Here is a 21966-nt window from a genome sequence, read left to right as displayed (position 1 = left end):
TATTTGTGACTAATATGATTTTTGTACCAAAGTTAAAACACCAGAAATTATTAGAATCGGCTATACGAATTGATAAAGAAAAAAATCAAGTAGATTTTGAAACGGTCCAAACTGCTGTTGAAAAATATATTCAGCAACATCGTTGGTGGAGTATCTTAGATGGAGAACTGATTTTAGACTTTACAACAGGACTATTATGGGAAAATCCTAAAGCTGTGATATCAGGGAGTCGTATAGTAGCAAAAAAATATATAAAAGATAAAAATTTAAAACCTTCGATTATTTGGCGATTGCCTAATATTGACGACGTCAAAAATGTTGTAGAGGATAGAACATTTCCTTTATTAAAAGGATCTGGTGCTAAATATATTTTAGGATATAGCGCAATACAACTTGATTCAAATGGTATGTGGCTTGATCGAGATTATCCAAATACCTTCGAGGGGGATACTTTAATCCTAGCAATTAGTTCATATTTTAGAAATAAAAATATTACTGAAATTTTACTAACTTTAGATCAATTTGGATGGAATTTACTACCGTGTTCAGTAAATGAATCTGAAATAGATTATCAATTTTTTCTTGCAAATTTAGAAGAAATAATTTGGTATAAAAATACTTATGAGAATGCTGAACCCAAAATTGATTTAAGCTCTATTTGGGAAAATGTAGATTATATTTCTACTCGTCTCCCTAAACTTGAAAATTTACGCTTTACTGACATTGATCAGGGAATGTGGGAGTTTTATACACAAAATCAAAGTTTACAAGAGCAATATCTACAAGTAGATACAGAGCAAGCAATACGCTATCGTAATCCTGAACTTGATATCCGAAATGCTAAGGTTGCAATTGATTTTGGTACAAGTAGTACTGTTGTTGCAATTCGTTCAAATGGTAAAGATGAGCTACTGAGAATAGGTTTACAAGAAGAAGATTTTAAAAAGCATTCGATTTCTGATAATGATTTTGAAAATCCGACTATTTTAGAATTTCTTGATATTCAAGAAGTCTTAAATGCATGGGGAAGTGAAGTATATCGCCCATTGATAGATTGGAATACTGTACATTGTTCACATGAAGCTCGTTTGCGATTTAGAGATAATGACAGTGATCCTAAAATTGTTAGCAGTATTTTTGCACGTTTAAAACAATGGGCATTACGTGAAGCAGAGCAAGCTAGAGTTAGAATTACAGATCAAAAGAATCATGAATATGAATTTAAGCCATTATTTGAACTGAATCCAATCAAGGGACAATCACTGAATATTCAAAAAGACTATCCTCAGCTCGATCCTATTGAGTTATATGCTTGGTTTTTAGGAATGAATATAAACTGGCGAGAACGTGGTATTTATCTAAAATACTTTATGACATTTCCAGTTGCATATCCAAATGAAGTAAAAGAAAAAATTCTTGCCTCTTTCAGAAGAGGTTTAGTCAGAAGTTTTCCTGAAAGTTTAATGTATTCAGAACGTTTTAATGAGTTTTCTGTCCTAGAGCTCGCGTCTGAACCTGCTGCTTTTGCTGCATCTGCATTAAATGCATTAAATATAGAGCCTACTGAAAATGGTACACCTTATGCTGTTTTTGATTTTGGTGGGGGAACAACTGATTTTGATTACGGAATTTACCGCTTAGCAACATTAGAAGAAGAAGATGAAGGTACAGATGATGTGCTTGAACACTTTGGATCAGCAGGAGACAAATATTTAGGTGGTGAAAACTTATTGGAAAATATGGCTTACCAAGTATTTAAGTATAATCAAAATTTATGTCGTGAAAAGGAAATCAGTTTTACTAAGCCAATAGATGCCGATCGATTTGTAGGTTCAGAACTATTGATTATGCAGACTCAGGCAGCTTATACCAACACGACACTTCTTATGTCAAAATTACGTCCATTATGGGAAGGTGGGATATTTAATCAGGATGATAGTGGAGTACTATCACTTACTTTATTGAATCGTGATGGACAAAGAGTTGAGTGTGAAATAAAAATTCCTCAACATGAATTAATAGAGTGGTTAATTGCTCGAATTCGTGATGGTTTAAAGAATTTCTTTACGGCACTTAAAACCTCATTTGAAAACCATCTAAAGTATTTACCCGATGAAATTCATATTTTATTGGCTGGTAATTCAAGTCGTTCAAGAATTGTTTTGGGATTGTTGGGTTGCTTAGAAGATGATGAAGCTCAAACTTTAAAAGAGTTGTTTCAACATGATTTACTTGAAATATTTTGGGAAAATGTTCCAGCATTTGAAGTGCACTTGCCATTACAGACAGATGAAACAAATCCGTTTAAACCAACAACAAAAACTGGCGTTGCATTAGGATTATTACGTGTATCGCCTGGCGAAACACTCAAAGTGATTAATCATGCTCAACAAAATAATGTTGATAGTCCATTCCAATTTTTTGTTGGTACTCATCGTAGAGGGATGTTTACTGCATCAATTAAACGTGGTGATGCTTATGAAAAATGGCAGGAATTAGGGCCTATACGTGCAGGAGTATTCCCATTGCTCTATACCACTCAATCTCAAGCATTGAGCGGTATAGAGCGAGGTACGAATGGTTTGAAGGAACAGGATATTGAGTTTTCAGGCAGTGATATACAAGGTAAAAAAGTATTCGGACGAATTATGTCACCAGATAGTATTGAAATTGGATTAGCGGTAACAGTTGATCATATTGGGCAAATGTCTCATTGTCAGATGATTCAATTGAAATAAAGTCAAATAAATGGAGTAATTTTGTAATAAATATTACTTTATGGATGGCATGATTTATGTTTTATTCATATGGTTATCTTATTCTAAAAAGTTGATACTTTTTAAGTTTGGATTTGGAGAGTGTAATGATAATACTCGTGCAAATAGTTAAGTCACTTGGCAATCCCCCCTAAAAATACACTAAATAACATAATTGATATTTCAATAAACTCTATATATAACAGTTATATAGAGTTTTTGATTTTGTGTGGTGTAATTTAAGGTAGGGTGGGGTACTTTGATTTTTGGTCACTAATTTATTGTGATAATCAACAATAATAACCAACATACAAATGCTTAATCTAAAGGTATTTTACTGATTGGTATAATTTTGTGATGAGAGTGGTGTTGTCTGGGGGCTACGGTTTCTATTTTGCAGTTTTTTCTGATGTTATAAGCATGACCGATCCCTATTTCAGACGCTGCTAATTCATAGAGTTTATACGATTTAATCATCGTTGATTAGACATCCAATTTTTACTAAAGATATATTAAATTTGACTTTAGATAAGGAAACAACGGTTAAATTATTTTAACAGCATGTAGTGATTTCTAGACCTTCAACTTGCAGTTCAAGAGATTGAGGTTTGCCAATACAGGCTAAATGTAAACAGAATTTAAAAGCTGCAAGTGCTTTACGCTCTTTAGTGGAATAAAGCTGGAGGCGGACATAATCTTCTTGAGTTGTAGGATGCTCTGTTGTGCTTGATTTAGCCAGCTTCAGTAATAAAGGCTGTTTTTTGGTATCTAACAATTTTAACAAGTCTTGTCCAAGCAAATGCCAAAATTGACGGGGAAACAGGTCTTTTACCTTGAAATAAAATGATTCTAATTGATCGATTTTATTCCATCGATAATGAATACCTGTATGAGAGACTGTTACACGACTTAAAAACGTCTCAAGCACAACTTTGATTTGATCTGGTTTCTTTTCAAATACATTTTGAATATTTTCAAAGAAATAATTTCTTGCTGTGCGCTCTTCAACAGTATCGATCATGGCTGGTTTCAGAGGATTTTTTAGATGATTTGTGTTATTGAGATCAAATAATCTTGGGTTATTTTTTTGAGACTTGAGTTGGCCTAATAGTTTTGCATTTTCATACCAATAGTTAACCAGTTCTACAGGTAAACACATTTTCTTTGAGACCTGATCTGGATCATTATGAATTTCCAGTAAATTTAGGCACTTAAAAAAACGGGCAAATGAAACTTTAGATTCTTTTGTTCCCGCGAAGTATTTAAAAAAGTCATGAGGAGGAGTGTTACAAGAACTTTCATTTAGAATATCTTCTACATTACTTTTTAACCAGTCAGTTTGATCGTTGAGTAACTGTTGACTTAAATGCATAGCATGCTTTTCAAAATTGAATGGAGAAGAATCTTTTACTGTGTTTAAAAATTTGAAAGAAGGTAGGTAGCCCATCATCTTCTTTGCTAATTGAGTATCGATGTTTGGATGATATTGCAGTATTTTATGCCCAGCGATCAGGTAGCTCAGATGAATATAGCTTTTAAAGGTTTCTGTAGGATCAATGTGACCCAATAAATGGGCAATCATAAACCAATGATTTTGACCATGCGTATGACGGAGTAATTCTGTTCGGATAGATTGATATTCTTCTTCGGTATAATCCGTCAGATTCTTGACGAGTGGAGCGTAATTACAGTTGAGAACAACGGATAGGTGATTGGCAGCCGTGTGTCGAAATGAGTGAAAAGAATAATCATGATGCTTGAAAAGCTCGTTCATAAGCATTCTAAAAGGTGTTGTCACCGTATGTTTGTTCAGCTTGCTATTTTCATTCCAATTACGGAATAGGTATAAGTTTTGTTGATTGAGTAGACGTTGTTCGACCACATAGCTATGGAATAAGTGATATTCATCAGCTTTTAATAAGCAATGTACAGGGACTTTGCGTTCAGCACTATCTGTTTTAAGTTGATGTAAGTTTCCTTTCTTTTTTGAGCCGTAGGGCTGAATCCATACTGATAGACAGCTCAAGCCCTCGATATCCCGCACACGTAAGCCTAGAATCTCATTAATACGCATACCGGTTCGGTAAGCTAAGATATAGATGATTTTTAATGTCTTGTAAGTGTTTTCTTGACTATTAGGACCTGAAAATAAGGTATCTAACTTGTTCATGAAAGCTTGATAAGTCAAAGGACCAATAATACGGGCTCTAGGCCTATTTTGTATGGCAATTGACTCTAATTCGAGAGATTCAGCTTCGAAAACTGTTTGTTGAAAGCTCTGGAAGCGCTTCAACATCCTGACGGTCTGACCACTGGATTTTTTAAACTCAGGTTGGCCTGCTTCATCTGCGAGTCGGGTATTCGTGATGATTTGTGGGTAGATCTTCGCTAGGTTCGTATTCAAATCATCTTCACTATCTAGATATTGTAAAGAATGGGTGAGCCAGGGCTCAGCAATACGGGAGTAATAAGTGTAAATGGAACTATCTGCTAACGGTCTATTCTTCTGAAACGCTTTTTGAAATTTGTTTACGCAAAAATTAAAACGTTCAGCCAGTGGCTGAATCTGTGCTAATTCTGGTTTATAAAGGCTGATGAGCCATAAGGCGACACGTTTACTATACTCATTAAATTTATCAGCATTTTCAAGACAATATTCAATAATTAGTGCATCAATGCTTTGATCGGTTTGTGATGTACGAATCAGTTGTAAAAGGTCTTTGTGAATCTTTATAACATCATTCAAGGCTTGCTGAATATCATCATTGGAGTAGGATTGACCCGCAATAGATGGTGATTTTTCTACATTTGAATCAGTAAGAGTGTCCTGCTGATATTTAAATTTTGGATGAAGAAATCTTTCAAATTCTATTTCTGATAAGCCACAGGTTGCAGTATTTTCAATGAGACATTGTGAGAGAGCAGGATCAATATCAACTTTTGGGAGTTGCATCCAGTTAAAGCTGGCGTAGTCGCGTAATAATTTATAAGTTTTGAGATTAAATGGTAACTTAATCTTATTAAAAATAAGCTGTAGATAATCTTCTACATTCTGGTTTACTGTACGAATATTTCTGCTATTAAAATGAATTAACCATAAGCGGGTAATTTGATCAGGAATAAAATTACGCGATTTACGAATAGTTTTTTCGTCAATAAAGAGATCTCCATAAGAGGGGGAGAGCGGTTCTAAAAATATAATGTTCAGATCTTCGATCTTTCTGATTTTTGCCGGATCTTTTAAATGTTCAAGCAAAGCTTCTAAAGAGGATTTTTGATTTAAGCCTGAGTAAAGCAGGGCAGAAATAACAATATTCCCAATGATTTCATCATCAGAAAATGTCTTGCTATCTTTCGCTAGAATCCAGTAGTCCCAAAGCTTATCAAGAACTTCATCAACCTGATGTCCCTTCTCGATCCAGTCCATGGTAAAAACCGGCTGATCACGCTGCATCTCAAATGTCAGATTCGGTAGGGGCAAAGTCTCACGACGATTTAGATTGATTTTTTTAATATACGATCGAAAAAATTCATGCGCATATTTTTTCCATGCCAAGCTTGGAGCTTTGCGTTTAATAAACTCATAAATTGCTGGATAGAAGGATTCAAGGTGCTCTTTTTGTTCCAAATCTTGTTCTTGGAAATATTGAATTAGTTCCTGTTCTACATCTGCTCGAAGCTGTTTTTCCTGATCGAGTCGGTCTCGTTTTCTACGTTCTTCTGCATATAGTGGTTGAATTTGCTTAGTACGTTTATTGAGTGAGGACATCGAGTTCAATACCGGTAATATTAAAATGATCTTTCATTTGTTCAAGAATATGAGCAATGCTTGAATATTGTGAAATAGATAAGCTGGAATAAGGATGAGCAGCTTCTTGCTGCATCGGTTCATGACCGAATAAAGCTAAAATTTCAATTTCGCTAATTTTATGGCAGAGAAACGCACGGGCAGTATGCCGGTGCCAGTTTTCATGGTGCAAATCTAACTCAGGATTAAATTTTTTTATAATCGATGGCTTTAAGGGTTTCCATTGACCATCCTGAAAGATATTCAACAGTGGGAGCTTGCTCTCTAAAATTTGTTGAATATGTTGTGGAATTTCTGGCTGACTAGGAGCAATTTGAATTTTAAAATAATGTAAAAAATCTATAAATTTCTGGAGTTCTTGTGCGACAAAATGACCCAGTGGAATTAAACGTCCATAGCCTTGACGCCCCCCCACTTCTTTATCGGAAACCATGCATATTTTTCTTTTCAGGTTAAAACTTTTTAAAAAACCTGGAAATTCAGCGACGGGTCGTGCGGCAGTAAAGAGCAACAAGAAATGCCACATCCACAGATTGTAATGATTAAAAATTGCTATCCAGTCGTCTTCTTTTTGTGAAATTATTCTGAATTTGAGTGTGGCAAAAATATTTTGAATCACATTTGAAGTAGGTGCTTTGCGGCTGCCAAAGTTTTTTTCTGCAGCATATTCGATATTCTTGTAGTCATCGGATAACGACTCACACAGCTCTTTTAAAATTGAGACATACTCGGTCTGTAAAGCCTGAATATTCTGATGGCAATAAGAAGTAGAAGAAGACTTGTTTGCATCAATACCGGTGAGAAGGTCAGCAAGCTGTTTATTTCCAGTGCGTTGCAAAATAGTCTGATGTAAAAGAGAGCTAATTCTTATTAATGATAATTTTGGAATATAAAGTTTGGTTCTCAGCTGTTTCAAATATTGCTGAAGATCCTCTTCCGTAACGCTGTTACCATCTCGTAGCGAAGCAATAAATGAATTTGGAATCGGGATATCTAGATAGACTGTTTGGTTGAGCAAACCATCTGGATAAGCAAAATCCTTATTTTCAAAAATTGAAAATTTACTCCTCAGAAAATATTGTCCATTGCTTTGACGGATCTGTTGGCGAGCATTTAAATTTTTAGCACGTTTACTTTGTAGACGTAGCCACTCCTGGATTTTATTTCCGGTCAGAAATGACAGCATCAGGATCAAGGAGGCCTTCTTTTTTTTGGTTTCTTTATCTTTGTCGTTACAGTCCTCTTCAATTTCAACAATGTAATTTTTATATAGTTCAGTAAGTAGAGCACTTATACTTGTGATATTAGGAAAGAGGCTGCTGTATGGCAGCAAATGTTCTTTTCGTTGAATATGCTTGGCAACCAGAGGCAGCACATAGCTCTGGCTGGATTCTGAATATGCAGCAAGAGGGGTAACGATAGTTGGGTCTACAAGTATTTGACGTGTATCTTGGTCATCTAGTTGTTTTTCTATATTGAGAGCTTTGGACTTTTGCCCTTTTTTAATTTCTGAACTTTCTACAATCAGCTGATCTTCGTCTAAAAACTCATGTTGCAGTGTAGTTTCAATACTCGCTTTGGCAATTTTTGCCCTCTTTTCCAAAACATAATTAAAGGTGATGCGGATCACTTTTAGCAGGTTTTGCATAAAATCATGAGACGGCTCTTTATCACGTTCTTCATCAATAACCTCATTCAAATACCGAATAAACTCAACTAAGGAAAGGGAGGGATCTTTAAGATACTTTTCCCAAAGGAGTCTATATTCAGGAGTATTTTGATATTCTTTTTCGGAACTCAGAACCCGATTGGCGGTACGGAAGCGCTGGAATAAACGTTTTACAGTATTGAAATGTTCAGTGTGATCCTCTTCAAAAAGTTCAGGTTTAATGTCTGGTAGTGCAATTAAATAGATTGCTGCTTTTAAGACTAGGATATTCCAGATTAAAGCATTTTCTTCTGACTCTGCTAATTGTGCAATTGAGTTCACATACCAAATGACTGGTGTTGCGCTAACAGTATGTTTCCGAGAAGAGACCAAGGCAGCGGGTCTAGCAACAACAGAATTGGTTTCTAGATCAAAATCTAATAGATCGAGATTCAGCCCTTCCAAACATTGATCAGTTGGGTGTGAAATCAGTAAATCAGCAACATATTGAATATGTTCGGTACGTTGGAGTTGCTCATCATCAAAGAGTTTTTCCAGTGTCTGTTTTAATGATACCCGCGGAATATCAGCAGCATTTTGACGGCTTGGGTTAGGTTCTGACATTATGTTTTCCATAGCTGGTCTGGCGTGAGAACGAAGTCCACATTGTTTAAAAGCTGTTGCACAATCCCACTGGTTTGTTGTAGTTGATCAAGCACATTTTGTCTTTTCCGGTTTATAACTTTATTGCGGTAATTCAGTTGATTTCGTGTGTATGAGAGTAGTTTTGCTAGCAGGTCTAAGCTCATAGTACGGTGAGGTTTGAAAGAATTTTCTTTGTTTAAAGCCAGGATAACTTCAGATGAAATATGGGCATTGATCAGCGATTGCATTTTTGCAGGGTTCATTCGATCCAGATCATGATGATAAGAGGACAGAAATTTCATGAATTCCAAACTTGCCTCTTTTTTTAATAGTTCAACTTTCTCCTCATTTTGAGGGAAAGAATGAACAAGTAAGTTAATACTTTTTGGTATGTGCTGAGACCAATATATAAACCACTGAAAATTATTTGTAATGGTAAAACTAGAGATATTAGGATCTTTCCATACATGAAGTTCGAGACTTGGATTTAATGTAGACAAATCAGTTTTTAAGGATTTAAAAGCCTCTTGATAGCAAAGATAAATTCCAGAAAAATAAGGATGTACACTGATTTGGACTTTATTAAAATTTTTGCACAACAATTTTTTTGGTATGCCAAATTCTTCATCAAAATCAAAAGTTGTTCCCATAAAAATGAGAGTCCCCAAAAAGTTTAAAAAATAATCAAGTGAATATTCTTATAATTTTTTGAAATATTAAACAAGGTTGATTCACCCTATATTTTGTGTATATTTACAATTAATATACAATATGTTGTTATTTTTATATAATTTTAAGAACTAAATAACAATCTATAACATGCTGTATATTTAAAGATATAGAGGTTCTTACTTAGGAAATTAAAAAATTGAAACAGGTAGAAATTGTTACAAATATTCTAAGCAATCAATCTCCCACTCGAGTTTTCAGCCTTATTTACACATTAGAGGTATAGTTTCAAGCCTGATAAAAACGGAGCTTGAAAATTTTTAATAGCTAAAGAACTGAAAGAAGTTGAATATTAAATTAATACAGCCTCAAAATTAAAATGGACCTCTTTACCTAGAGGGCTATTATTTTGAGTTCATAGGGGACAGCTCTAGTTATCCCAGTATGAGACAGCCTCATTTTGAAGCTGTTTCAAATGCTTTTGGACTCATTCTTTAGAGATGCTAATGGCACCTGATTTGATTATAAAATATCTTTATATAATCTTATAAGTTTTCTAAGTGACCTAAATTTTTATTTTGTACGCTATGAAGGATAGTTTGCAAAATTTCAATTCGTGCAGCATATTTACTATCATTGGCAATGATGTACCAAGGAGAAATATCTGTGCTCGTGTATTTGAACATATCTGAAGCTGCTTGTAAGTAGGCATCCCACTTTTCTCTATTACGCCAATCATCTTCTGTTAATTTGAAGTTTTTTTGAGGTGTATTTTTTCGCATGTAAAAACGACGTAATTGTTCATCTTTTGAAATTGCTAGCCAAAATTTTATAACAATTGTATTCGTATCAGACAGTTGTTTTTCATACTGATTTATTTCTTCATAAGCATTTTGCCATTCTATTGGGTTAATTAAATCTTCTACACGTTCTACAAGTACACGTCCATACCAGCTGCGATCAAAAATATTAAGTGCCCCATTCGTTGAATGCTTATTCCAAAAACGCCACAAATAAGGACGTAATCGTTCAAAATTTTCTGGTGCTGAAATACTATGAATATTATATTCGTGTAGCCCTAGAAATTTAATGATGCGCTTAATTGAACTGCCTTTACCTGCGGCATCCATACCTTCAAAAACTAATACAACGTTATGTGATGAATAACGTAGAACATCTGCGACTTTCCTTTCTAGTTGTTTAATGGTTTTTTTATACTCTATGTGGCTAATTTCACTTTTTTTTATTTGAGTTAAACTTGAAGGAATAGGTGCCGCCTGATATTTTAATTTATTCTTAATTTGTACAGGTGGTAGTTTTAGATGTTTAAGTATTAATTGAGAAAACTGTGTATTTCTTTCTATATTGTTTTCACTATTAATGATTACCCAATCGTGGGTGAATCTATTTCTTAAAGTTTTAATTTGATTGTATAAGGTTTTAGTTTTCCATTTTTTTTGTGGAAAATCATCCCATGTAAAACGTGGAACTCTTTGGATTTTATCAATAATATCAATATTTTTTGTGCGAATTTTTACTTTGCTCCATGAAACTTCAAACCAAACTTTAATAATATCTACATTATTATTTTTTAAGTAACTTTCAAATTCATATATACGCTTTAAGTGTTCGTTGAATGTATTATTTTGTATTTCTTCATCATTTAATATAGTTGACGCTAGTAAATCAGTATACCAATTTCCATAAAAAAACATGATTTGTCCTTTTTTTGGAATGTCATTTATGTATGGTTGCCAAATTAATTTATTTTCTTTGACTCTATTTGGGGTTTCAGCCTTAATTTTTAAATATCTAGGATCCATTAATTCACTTAGCTTTTTGATTGATTCATTTTTTCGCGTTAGTTCAATTCCGCCAATTATTACTAATATACTTTTTGATTTAGAATTCTTGAGTTTATATTGTTCTTGAATTAATTTAATGGAGAGGTCTTGATAATTCATTTTAAGTCTCGTTTAAAAAATTTTTAATAAAATAATTATAAATTCAGTTGTAGTCAATGTTATTGTTTTATGATTAAAGTTGTTTTGCAACAACTTTTTTTTGTGCCAGTAAAACAAAACCGACTAAAAAGATCGGTATTTTTTTAATTATTATTTTTATTAGTGTTATTAATATAAGTTATTGTTATTTATTAATATTTATTAGTATTTAAAATATTAAAATATTAAAAAATTAATTTTTGACCTTTTTTTATTTTAAGTTTATATTCTTTATAAGAAAAAGTTGTTAATAGCAATATTTTTATATGTCTTTGGAGGGGGGCTGTTGTGAGTCTTGAGATTTCAACTGTTTTAGAACATAAAGAAAACTTGAATAATGCTTTTTTTAAGAAAAAGACACAGGTTAGAGCAATTGAATCTGATTTTAAGATGGTGAATCAGACTATTAAGCTTCTATCAGAAGGTGGCGTTAATGCAGTTACATTAGAGGCAGTAGGTGTGAATGCAGGATACAGTCGCGGTTTGGTTTCTAGGCGCTATGGTTCTAAGGATCAATTACTTGTTCGAGTTTTAAATTATTTGGAAAACTGGTTAAATGAGAAATCTAAAATTGCAACTAATAATAAATATGGTTTAGATGCTATTAATTCATTAATTTTAAGTATTTCAGATGATTTTTATTTGTATCGTGAAAAATATAGAGCATATTTTTGGTTGAGATTTTATAGTTTAGAACAAAATAAAATTTTAAATGAATGTCTGGTAAAATCTCGTAATATTCGTGAGGAAAACACTATTAAATGGCTTAAAGAAGCATTAGCTCTAGAGGAATTATCACGAAATGTAGATATTGAAATGGTACATGATTTTCTTAAAACATCATTGATGGGTTTAGTTCATAACTGGATGGTAGATCCTAATTTTAATATTGAAATTAGATTGAAGCAGTTAGTTTATATTCATTTGAAAAATATGTTTTCAAATTCTCATTTGTATCATTCTGTTAATTTTTGGGGTGAATAATATTATGCAATTTACCCAATTAAAATATAGTAGTTTTTTAATTATATTCAGTATTACTGGTTGTCAACAAATAGATCCTTATCAACAGCCTAAAATTTCTTTATCTCATAATTATCCGATTCAAACTCAGCACTCTTACCAAGCACTTTCTTGGATTGATTATGTCAAAGATCAACAACTTATTAATATTGTCGATCTGGCACTAGTGGCGAATCAGGATTTAAAGATTGCTTCATTACGTATGCATGAAGCACAAGCGGCTTATAACATTCAACGTGCTGAACTTTTTCCGAATATAGGTGGTACTGCGAGCATGGAACGCAGTCATGTGCCTGCCGACTTATCTTATGTCGGTAGAGAAGTGACATCCAGTCAGTATTCTGTGGGTCTTGGCATGAACCAATGGGAGCTGGATTTGTGGGGTCGTATCCGCAGCTTGAATGAAGCGGCTTTGCAGCAATTTCTTGCAGTTGAAAGCAATGTGCATGCAGCACGCAATAGTATTATGCAGCAGACTGTTCAAAGTTATTTAACGCTGTCTGAACTGGATAAACGTATCCATTTTGCTCAGCGTTCTGTACAGAATTATGAAAAATCAGTACGAATTTTTAAGCGCCGTTTTGAGGTGGGTGCAGGCTCTAAAGTGGAATACATGCAAGCAAAAACAATGCTCAGTAATGGTCAAGCTTTAGTGGCTGAATTACAGAAATCCCGTGCACTGACTGCAAACTATTTAGTGCAATTGGTGGGACAGCCGATTTCTTTGCCTAAAACAGATTTAGATCAAGTGACTTTTAAAACAAGTATGCTACAAACGGGTTTGCCTTCAGACTTATTGTTGAACCGTCCTGATATTCATGCTGCGGAAGCAATGCTTAAATCTAAGCATGCCAATATCTATGCGGCACGCGCAGCATTTTTTCCACGTATCGCACTGACGGGCAGTTTTGGAACAGCCAGTGCAGATTTAGACGATTTATTTAAATCTGGCAGCAGTGTTTGGTCGTTTGCTCCTAGTATCAGTGTGCCTATTTTTACTGCGGGTCGTCTAAAAAATAATTTGACCTTAGCAGAAGTGCGTAAAGAGATTGCAGTGGCAGAGTATGAAAAGACGGTACAGAACGCATTCCGTGAAGTCTCTGATGCACTGGTTCAACAGAAATATTTAGATCAACAATTACGGATTCAGAAACAAGGACTCAGTGCTTTCCAGGAAACTGCACGGCTGGCACAACTGCGTTATGACAACGGTGCTGTGGGATATTTAGACGTTTTGGATGCACAGCGCAATTTACTTAGTGCAGAACAGCAATTGATTGAAACGCAAAGTAGCTTAATGCAGTCCTATGTCAGTCTTTATTTTGCCTTGGGTGGTGACACCGCATTTGCAAAAAAAATTTAAAATATTGGGTAATTAAACATGAATTTTAAGAAAATAACCATTGCTGGGTTCATCGTTGTTTTAGGGTTGGTCGCTTATCTGATCTGGAAAAATATGAATAAGCCAGACACTGATGCCTTAGTCAGTGGCAATGGACGTATTGAAGCCACTGAAATTAACGTATCTAGTAAGCTATCTGGCCAGTTAGAAGAAATTTTGGTTAAAGAAGGTGACTTTGTCGAGCCTGGTCAAATCTTGGCGCGGGTTAAAATTTCGACTTTAGAAGCCCAGTTACGTGAATTGGAAGCACAACAGCGTCAAGCCCAGGATGCGATTGCGACAGCGGAAGCACAAGTGGCGATGCGGATCAGCGAAAAAGCCGCCGCTGAAGCCATGGTACAACAGCGTGAAACAGAACTGATGGCGGCTAAAAATCGTTTAGCGCGTACCGAAGTTTTAGCCAAAGAAGGCGCATCGTCCAAGCAACAACTGGATGATGAACGTGCCGCAGCACAGCAAGCCATTGCGGTATTAAGCGCAGCCAAAGCACAGGTACAAAGTGCCCAAGGGGCAATTGTTGCGTCTAAAAGCCAAGTGTCAGCCGCACATTCTCAAGTCGATGCCATCAAAGCCTCGGTGGAACGGATTAAATTTGATATGGATGATGCACAGTTACGTGCACCATTAAAAGCACGTGTTCAGTTCCGTGTCGCGCAGCCGGGTGAGTTGGTGGCAGCGGGCGGGCGTGTGCTCAATCTGATTGATTTATCTGATGTGTATATGACGTTCTTTTTGCCTGAAACCGTTGCAGGTAAAATTGCTATTGGAACAGAAGTACGTATTGTATTGGATGCTGCGAAAAATGTGGTGATTCCAGCTACAGTGTCTTTTGTTGCCGATACTGCACAGTTCACACCAAAATCGGTGGAAACGGAAAGCGAACGTCAAAAACTGATGTTCCGTGTTAAAGCGAAAATTGATCCAACTTTATTGAACAAATATATCGAACAAGTCAAAACAGGTTTGCCAGGTGTGGCATATATCAAAATTGATGATCAGGCAGCTTGGCCGACATTTTTAGAGAACACAGTTAAATGATGACACAACAATCTGAAAAAGGATCGGTTGTTGCAGAAATTGAAAATGTTAGTCTGAAATATGGAAAAACGGTTGCACTGAATCAAGTGTCGCTATCCTTACCAGCAGGCTGCATGATCGGTTTAATCGGTCCAGATGGGGTGGGGAAATCCAGTCTATTGGCTTTGCTGTCAGGGGCGAAAATTGTACAGCAAGGTCGCTTAAAGGTGTTGGGCGGTGATATTGCCGATAAACAACACCGTACCCGTGTTTGCCCACATATTGCCTATATGCCGCAGGGTTTAGGGAAAAACCTATATAAAACTTTATCGGTTGAAGAGAATTTACAGTTTGTGGCACGTCTGTTTGGGCATGATGCTGCCGAGCGACGCAAACGGATTGATGATCTGACCAAAAGCACAGGCTTGTACAATTTTCTCGACCGTCCTGCGGGTAAATTATCGGGTGGGATGAAGCAGAAATTAAGTCTGTGCTGTTCTTTGATTCATGATCCCGATTTTCTGATTTTAGATGAGCCGACCACAGGGGTTGACCCTTTGGCACGGGCGCAATTTTGGGAACTGATTAACCGCATTCGCAAAGTTCGTCCACAGATGAGTGTTATTGTTGCTACTGCTTATATGGATGAAGCACAAGGCTTTGACTGGCTGGCGATGATGGATGATGGGCAGATTTTAAAAACTGGCACACCACAAGAATTATTGACTGAAACGCAATGTAACAGTTTAGAAGATGCTTTTATTCAACTATTGCCAGAAGAAAAAAAGCTCGGCTATGAGCCTGTGGTGATTCCGCCTTTACCTGACTACGGTTCAGAAAGCTATGCTCTTGAAGCGCAAGATTTAACAGTGAAATTTGGTGATTTTACTGCGGTAGATCATGTTAATTTTAAAATTAAGCGTGGTGAAATATTTGGTTTCTTAGGCTCGAATGGTTGTGGTAAATCCACCACCATGAAAGTGCTGACGGGACTTTTAGAAGCCTCAGAAGGTCAGGCGTGGCTGTTTGGTGAGCCTGTAGAGGGCAACAATATTGAAACTCGTCGCCGTGTCGGCTATATGTCGCAGGCATTTTCCCTATACAGCGAGCTGACCATTGTGCAGAATTTGGTCTTACATGCCAAATTATTTCATGTACCAAAAGAACAGATTGAGCCACGTGTACAGCTCATGCTGGAGCGTTTTGACCTGGAAGAAGTCAAAGAAAAACTGCCCGATGATTTGCCTTTGGGCGTGCGTCAGCGTTTATCACTCGCAGTGGCACTGGTGCATAATCCTGAAATTTTAATTCTGGATGAACCAACATCTGGGGTTGACCCGATTGCGCGTGATAATTTCTGGCGCTATTTAATCAATTTGTCGCGTAATGATGGGGTCACGATCTTTATTTCAACTCATTTTATGAACGAAGCGTTGCGCTGTGACCGAATGTCAATGATGCACGCTGGACGAGTGCTTGACAGTGCGTCACCAGCACAGCTGATAAAAAACCGCCATGCTGAAACACTTGAAGAAGCTTTTATCGGTTATTTGATTGATGCTGGTGCAGGCACTAAAGATCAGCCCAATGATTTGGCGAAAAGTATTGCTGAAACAAATGGCAGTAAAGAACTGAATGCCAAGCCAAAAAAATTCAGTTTGCGCCGGTTATTGAGTGTTGCCTGGCGTGAATCTTTGGAGTTGGCGCGTGATCCGATTCGCGCCACCATGGCTTTAATGGGGTCATTAATTTTACTGCTGGTCATGGGCTACGGCATCACCATGGATGTTGAAGACCTCAAATTCGCTGTGTTGGATCGTGACCAAACGAGCTTAAGTCAAAACTACAGCATGAGTATTGCAGGGTCGCGTTATTTTATCGAACAGCCAGCGCTGCAAAGCTATGATGATATTGATCAGCGTATGCGTAGTGGGGATATTTCCTTGGCGATAGAAATTCCGCCAAATTTTGCTCGTGATGTTGCTCGTGGTGAACAGGTGCAAGTCGCTGCGTGGATTGATGGTGCGATGCCACAGCGTGCAGAAACTGTGCAAGGTTATGTGCAGGGGATTCACACGTATTGGCTGATGCAAAAAGCATTGGAACAAAGTGGTTATAAAACATCTAGTACTGTGAGTGTTGAAACTCGTTACCGCTATAACCCAGATATTAAAAGTTTACCTGCGATGACCCCCGCAGTATTGCCTTTATTATTACTGTTGATTCCTGCCATGTTGACTGCTTTATCTGTGGTGCGAGAAAAAGAATTAGGTTCGATTGTGAATTTGTATGTCACACCAGTGACGCGGACAGAATTTTTAATTGGTAAACAGATTCCATATATCTTGTTGGCAATGTTGAACTATTTCCTTATGTGTTTGGTCATGGTTACTTTATTTGATGTACCTGTAAAAGGTAGCTTCTTTGCTCTGACCTTAGCTTCTTTTTTGTTTGTAATTTTTGCCACAGGTATGGGCCTATTGGCATCTACTATTACCAAAAGCCAGATTGCTTCAATGTTTTTAGTCATGATTGGGACTTTGATACCAGTTATGCAGTTTGCTGGAATTATCAATCCTGTATCGTCTTTGGATGGGTTTGGACGCTGGTTTGGGGAAATTTATCCGGCAACGCATATGGTCAATATCAGTCGTGGAATTTTTAATAAAGGTTTGGGCTTTGATGATTTGAAACAGGCCATTTGGATCATGGCCATGGCTGTTCCGGTAGTAATGTTTGCTGCTATTGCCTTGCTGAAGAAACAGGAGCAATAAGATGTTCACAAAATTACAGAATATCTACCAGCTCGGCTGTAAAGAGCTTTGGAGTCTCTGGCGCGATCCAATCATGTTGGTGTTAATTATTTACACCTTTACTGTATCAGTTTACACATCATCAACTGCTGTAAAAGAAACATTGAATATGGCGCCGATTGCGATTATTGATGAGGATCATTCAACTTTGTCGGAACGGATTTCTTCAACATTTTATCCTCCGAATTTTACCAGTAAAACCACAACGCTTAGCACGATGGATGCGGGTATGGATGCAGGTGAGTTTACTTTTGCAGTAAATATTCCACCCAATTTTCAGCAAGATGTATTGTCTGGCGAAAGTGCAGAGATTCAAGTGAATGTTGATGCGACTAGTATGATTCAAGCCATGTCGGGCGCAGGCTATATTCAGCAGATGATTCAGTCTGAAGTGAATGAATATGTGCTGCGTAACCGTGAAGTTACTAATCTGCCTATAGATTTGGCGATACGCTCCCGTTTTAATCCAACACTGGAAAATCAATGGTTTATGAGTGTCATGCGGATTATTAATAACGTGGCAATGCTTTCAATTATTCTGACTGGTGCAGCGCTGATTCGTGAACGTGAGCATGGCACCATTGAACATTTGATGGTGATGCCAGTAACGGTATTTGAAATCATGATGTCCAAAGTCTGGTCAATGAGTCTTGTGGTATTGATCGCAGTATTTGTTGGCTTAAAAGTCGTGATTCAGGGTGTATTGCATGTCCCGATTGATGGTAGTTTGCCGCTCTTTTTCTTTGGCGCCTTACTCACACTGTTTGCAACCACTTCGATGGGTATTTATATGGCAACCGTTTCAAAATCTATGCCGCAGTTTGGTTTGTTAATGATGCTGGTACTAATTCCAATGCAAATGCTGTCAGGCGGATCTACTCCACGCGAAAGCATGCCGGAAATTGTGCAGCAGGTCATGATGATTGCCCCAACTACACACTTCGTCTCTTTGGCTCAGGCCATTTTATACCGTAATGCAGGATTCGATGTGGTGTGGCCATCATTTGTATGGTTGTTAGGTATTGCGTCAGTGTTTTTTTATGTGTCTTGGAAGCGCTTTAAAGACACGATTCATACCATGGCGTAAAGGGTTTCCCTTTTGCAGGCAGATGACTCCCCGAATAGTCTGCCTGCTTTTTTTTTATTCTTTGATAATAATTCAATGGCGCAAGATTTAAATAAATGTCATTGAATAGCATAATTTTTTTGAAATTTATAGGGGAATGTAGTGCTTCAAATTCTCTCTGAACTATGTGGCGGTGTCGGTCTATTTTTAATTGGTATGACGTTACTGACTGATAGCCTTAAAGAAATTGCAGGTCAGACCTTGAAGGAGTTACTGACAAGGTTTACGGCAACGCCGTTTAAAGCCATGCTGTCAGGTTTGGGTATGACATTGCTGGTGCATTCATCTACAGCAACAATTGTCGCCGCCATTGGTTTTGTCGGAGCAGGGGTACTCAGTTTCACGCAAGCCATGAGTGTGGTGATTGGTGCCAATATCGGCACAACCAGTACTGGTTGGATTGTGGCATTTTTGGGCATGAAATTTTCCATTTCCATGTTGGCATTACCGATGATTGCTTTAGGCGCTCTGCTTAAACTCATCGCTAAAGGCCAAATGGCCTTATTGGGCCTTGTGATTGCAGGCTTTGGTCTGATTTTCTTTGGCATCGATGTTTTGCAAAAAGCCATGGCGGGGTTTGCTGTACACTCAGATTTATCCTTTTTTGGTTATGACAGCTTGTGGTCACAATTGGTTTTGGTGCTGATCGGCATCATTATGGCAATGCTGCTGCAGTCCTCTAGTGCATCTATTACAGCGACTATGGCTGCCTTAGTCAGTGGTGCGATTGACTTGCCGCAGGCGCTATATATGGTGATTGGGCAAAATATTGGTGCAGTCAGCATTACCGTGATTTCGGTGATTGGCGCTTCGATCAATGCCAAACGAACAGTTGCTGTGAACGTGATTTTTAATCTCGTGAGTGCGATTGCTGCATTTTTCCTGTTAGCACCGTTTTTTCTTTGGTTGATTAAACACAGTGCATTTTTCAGCAGCATTGATCAAGTGATTATGCTCGCGATGTTTCATACAGCATTCAGTGTGTTGGGGGCATGTATGTTTATGCCAAGTCTGAAATTTTTAGAACAGAAAATTATCCAATGGTTGCCAAGTAATAATCCTGCCATTTTAGACAGTCTGGATGATGCAAGTTTGCAAGTACCTGCCATTGCAGTACAGGCCGCGGAAAAGGCGGTATATTTCAGCATATTTGAGATTTTTAAAATTCTACAAATGGTTTTTCAGACCGGTACATTACCTAGACAGCAACAGTTGAATACGCTGAATGAGATTATTCAGCATATTGAGCAGTATTTAGAAAAAATAGCGATTCCTGAGCATCCTGCACTCAAACAAAAATTCTTATCATTACTGCGAGTAATGGTCTATGTACGTGTCTTACATAATGATTTAGAGCGTTTAGATAATGCCATATTGCTACGAACACAGCCGGCAATTTTTCAGTTAGCACTAGATTATTGCAATATTTTAGAAAGTTACTTTTCACATATAGAACAGTTAGCAGATCGGTCAGTCATTGAAAATCTTAGAGCCGATTTAAATCAGTTAAAAAAATGGACCAGTAGCCATCGTGCCGAAACGCGTAAAAAAGTCATGGAATATACCGAAGTAAATCAATTAAGCGCATCCAAAGGGGTGGAATTATTAGCTGCACAGCGTTGGATGGATCGCTTAATTGCACATAGCTATCGTTTCTCTAACGTGATGTATGAGCGTCTTTTAGAGGAGTCTTGATGAATGTGGTTCATCGCATTTTTTATCCAGCTGTGTTGAGGCTAAGAAATTGAATACTGTATTACTAGATTTGTCCTTTCAAGAATTATTGAGAGTCATGGTATCTGCATTAGGCTGCGGTTTATTAATCGGTTTAGAACGGGAAAGGCATAATCGTAAAGAAAGTGAACCCAGTTTTGCCGGACTGCGTTCATTTACCATTTGCGCCTTGCTTGGGGCAGTATGTTTTTTACTACATCTTGCAGTAGGTATCTTAGGTGCATTTTCAGTCACGACTTTTTGTGTTTATAGCCTGATTAAACAAAAACAGGATATTGGTGCGACCACTGAACTGGCATTTTTGATGACCTATTTGATTGGTGCATTATGTGTGTTTAATGTGCCGCTTGCTGCAGGGTTAGCGGTAGTGTTGTGTCTGATTTTAATGGGCAAGCAGTCATTGCATTATTTTGCTGGCAATTGGATTCAGCATTTTGAACTGCGTGACGGTTTGTTTTTACTGGCACTGATTTTAATTGCCTTGCCACTGATGCCGGATCAGGCAATGTGGGGCACAGTACTCAATCCATATGTGATTCTAAAACTGCTGATCATGATTTTAGGCGTACAGTCCTTGGCACATATTGCTAAACGTCTCTTGCCAAACAATAAAGCCTTGATGTTGTCATCTTTGGCATCCGGTTTTGTTTCTAGCACCGCAACTATTGCCAGTTTGGGCATGGAAGTCCGTTCAGGCAAAGCAGAAGCCAAATCTAATGCTGGTGCAGGCTTAATTTCCTGTATTGCGACCCTGTTACAGCTGCTGATTATTGTCGCAGGGATTAATTTTGCTTGGTTTAAGGTTTTATTGTTGCCTTGCAGTATTGGCATTGCAGTGCTTTTGATCATTGCCTTGATGTTAATTCATTCATCCAAAGCGACGATGGGTCAACAGGCTACACCACAAAATGATATTACGCATATGGACAGTCGTATGTTCAGCATTAAGGAAGCCTTAATCATTGTGGTAACACTGACAGTGATTCAAGCAGCGGTATATGGCTTGAATGTAGTGTTGGGTGATAGCGGTTTGATTATTGGGGCATTCTTCGCTTCTTTATTTGAAGTACATGCCGCCATGGCAACGGTGGTGATGCAAGGAACACCACAGCAGATGACGTTGGTCTACGCTATGATGATTGGTTTGGCTGCACATGCATTTTCTAAAAGCATCAATGCATTTTTAACTGGTGGCGGGAAATATTTTCTATATTTTGCCCCCGCACAAATGCTGCATATGGCGATTTTAATGGCGGTACTTTGGATGGTTATTCAGTAAATTTAGGATTTATTTTCAATATTTTAGAATGGTATTTAAGTTT

12 protein-coding genes are annotated in these 21966 nt (G+C 37.2%); 8 read left to right on the top strand and 4 right to left on the bottom strand.

The window, feature by feature from the left end; translation table 11 throughout:
* Positions 1-5: 5 nt before the first annotated feature.
* Positions 6-2738: a hypothetical protein gene (locus tag HYG93_RS09235; RefSeq protein WP_158654336.1), complete on the top strand. Its 2733-nt coding sequence runs from the start codon at positions 6-8 to the stop codon at positions 2736-2738.
* 571 nt (positions 2739-3309) lie between these two features.
* Here the strand turns inward: HYG93_RS09235 and HYG93_RS09230 are convergent.
* The 4 genes from HYG93_RS09230 to HYG93_RS09215 all read right to left on the bottom strand — a co-directional run bounded on the left by HYG93_RS09230 (position 3310) and on the right by HYG93_RS09215 (position 11490).
* The gene (locus HYG93_RS09230) at positions 3310-6525 is read right to left on the bottom strand and encodes a tyrosine-type recombinase/integrase (RefSeq protein WP_178962385.1); all 3216 of its coding nucleotides are present in this window, start codon (positions 6523-6525) and stop codon (positions 3310-3312) included.
* Positions 6509-8836 carry a hypothetical protein gene (locus tag HYG93_RS09225; protein ID WP_121532971.1) on the bottom strand — a complete coding sequence of 776 codons (2328 nt, stop codon included), beginning with the start codon at positions 8834-8836 and terminating at the stop codon, positions 6509-6511. The genes HYG93_RS09230 and HYG93_RS09225 overlap by 17 nt, the downstream gene beginning before the upstream one ends.
* Complete coding sequence (locus HYG93_RS09220) at positions 8836-9507, bottom strand: hypothetical protein (RefSeq protein ID WP_005137638.1); 672 nt, start codon at positions 9505-9507, stop codon at positions 8836-8838. The genes HYG93_RS09225 and HYG93_RS09220 overlap by 1 nt, the downstream gene beginning before the upstream one ends.
* A gap of 564 nt (positions 9508-10071) precedes the next feature.
* Positions 10072-11490: a phosphate--AMP phosphotransferase gene (locus HYG93_RS09215; protein ID WP_121594233.1), complete on the bottom strand. Its 1419-nt coding sequence runs from the start codon at positions 11488-11490 to the stop codon at positions 10072-10074.
* Between the two features lie 327 nt (positions 11491-11817).
* On the opposite strand from HYG93_RS09215, the gene HYG93_RS09210 reads away from it, so the two are divergent.
* The 7 genes from HYG93_RS09210 to HYG93_RS09180 all read left to right on the top strand — a co-directional run bounded on the left by HYG93_RS09210 (position 11818) and on the right by HYG93_RS09180 (position 21923).
* Positions 11818-12513: a TetR/AcrR family transcriptional regulator gene (locus tag HYG93_RS09210; RefSeq protein WP_120366259.1), complete on the top strand. Its 696-nt coding sequence runs from the start codon at positions 11818-11820 to the stop codon at positions 12511-12513.
* Positions 12514-12517: 4 nt separating this feature from the next.
* Positions 12518-13915 carry an efflux transporter outer membrane subunit gene (locus HYG93_RS09205; protein ID WP_100243230.1) on the top strand — a complete coding sequence of 466 codons (1398 nt, stop codon included), beginning with the start codon at positions 12518-12520 and terminating at the stop codon, positions 13913-13915.
* An 18-nt stretch (positions 13916-13933) separates the two neighbouring features.
* Entirely contained in the window at positions 13934-14992 is a 1059-nt protein-coding gene (locus HYG93_RS09200; protein WP_004907097.1) for an HlyD family secretion protein, read from the top strand.
* Positions 14989-17745: a ribosome-associated ATPase/putative transporter RbbA gene (rbbA, locus tag HYG93_RS09195; protein WP_004907095.1), complete on the top strand. Its 2757-nt coding sequence runs from the start codon at positions 14989-14991 to the stop codon at positions 17743-17745. The genes HYG93_RS09200 and rbbA overlap by 4 nt, the downstream gene beginning before the upstream one ends.
* A gap of 1 nt (position 17746) precedes the next feature.
* A complete protein-coding gene (locus HYG93_RS09190; RefSeq protein ID WP_120366258.1) occupies positions 17747-18871 on the top strand; it encodes an ABC transporter permease in 1125 nt (374 codons plus the stop codon).
* Between the two features lie 141 nt (positions 18872-19012).
* Positions 19013-20605: a Na/Pi symporter gene (locus HYG93_RS09185; RefSeq protein WP_178962384.1), complete on the top strand. Its 1593-nt coding sequence runs from the start codon at positions 19013-19015 to the stop codon at positions 20603-20605.
* Positions 20606-20654: 49 nt separating this feature from the next.
* The gene (locus HYG93_RS09180; RefSeq protein WP_004907087.1) at positions 20655-21923 is read left to right on the top strand and encodes an MgtC/SapB family protein; all 1269 of its coding nucleotides are present in this window, start codon (positions 20655-20657) and stop codon (positions 21921-21923) included.
* Positions 21924-21966 lie beyond the last annotated feature (43 nt).

The organism is Acinetobacter sp. SwsAc6 (assembly GCF_013391565.1).
In the GTDB taxonomy this organism is placed as follows: Bacteria; Pseudomonadota; Gammaproteobacteria; order Pseudomonadales; family Moraxellaceae; genus Acinetobacter; species Acinetobacter cumulans.
This window is presented reverse-complemented; position numbering and strand designations above follow the sequence as displayed.

Bases quoted from the DNA above. Each gene is read 5' to 3' on its own strand.
- HYG93_RS09230 (WP_178962385.1), bottom strand. From the start codon at position 6,525: ATGTCCTCACTCAATAAACGTACTAAGCAAATTCAACCACTATATGCA.
- HYG93_RS09225 (WP_121532971.1), bottom strand. From the start codon at position 8,836: ATGTCAGAACCTAACCCAAGCCGTCAAAATGCTGCTGATATTCCGCGG.
- HYG93_RS09220 (WP_005137638.1), bottom strand. From the start codon at position 9,507: ATGGGAACAACTTTTGATTTTGATGAAGAATTTGGCATACCAAAAAAA.
- HYG93_RS09215 (WP_121594233.1), bottom strand. From the start codon at position 11,490: ATGAATTATCAAGACCTCTCCATTAAATTAATTCAAGAACAATATAAA.
- HYG93_RS09205 (WP_100243230.1), top strand. From the start codon at position 12,518: ATGCAATTTACCCAATTAAAATATAGTAGTTTTTTAATTATATTCAGT.
- HYG93_RS09200 (WP_004907097.1), top strand. From the start codon at position 13,934: ATGAATTTTAAGAAAATAACCATTGCTGGGTTCATCGTTGTTTTAGGG.
- rbbA (WP_004907095.1), top strand. From the start codon at position 14,989: ATGATGACACAACAATCTGAAAAAGGATCGGTTGTTGCAGAAATTGAA.
- HYG93_RS09190 (WP_120366258.1), top strand. From the start codon at position 17,747: ATGTTCACAAAATTACAGAATATCTACCAGCTCGGCTGTAAAGAGCTT.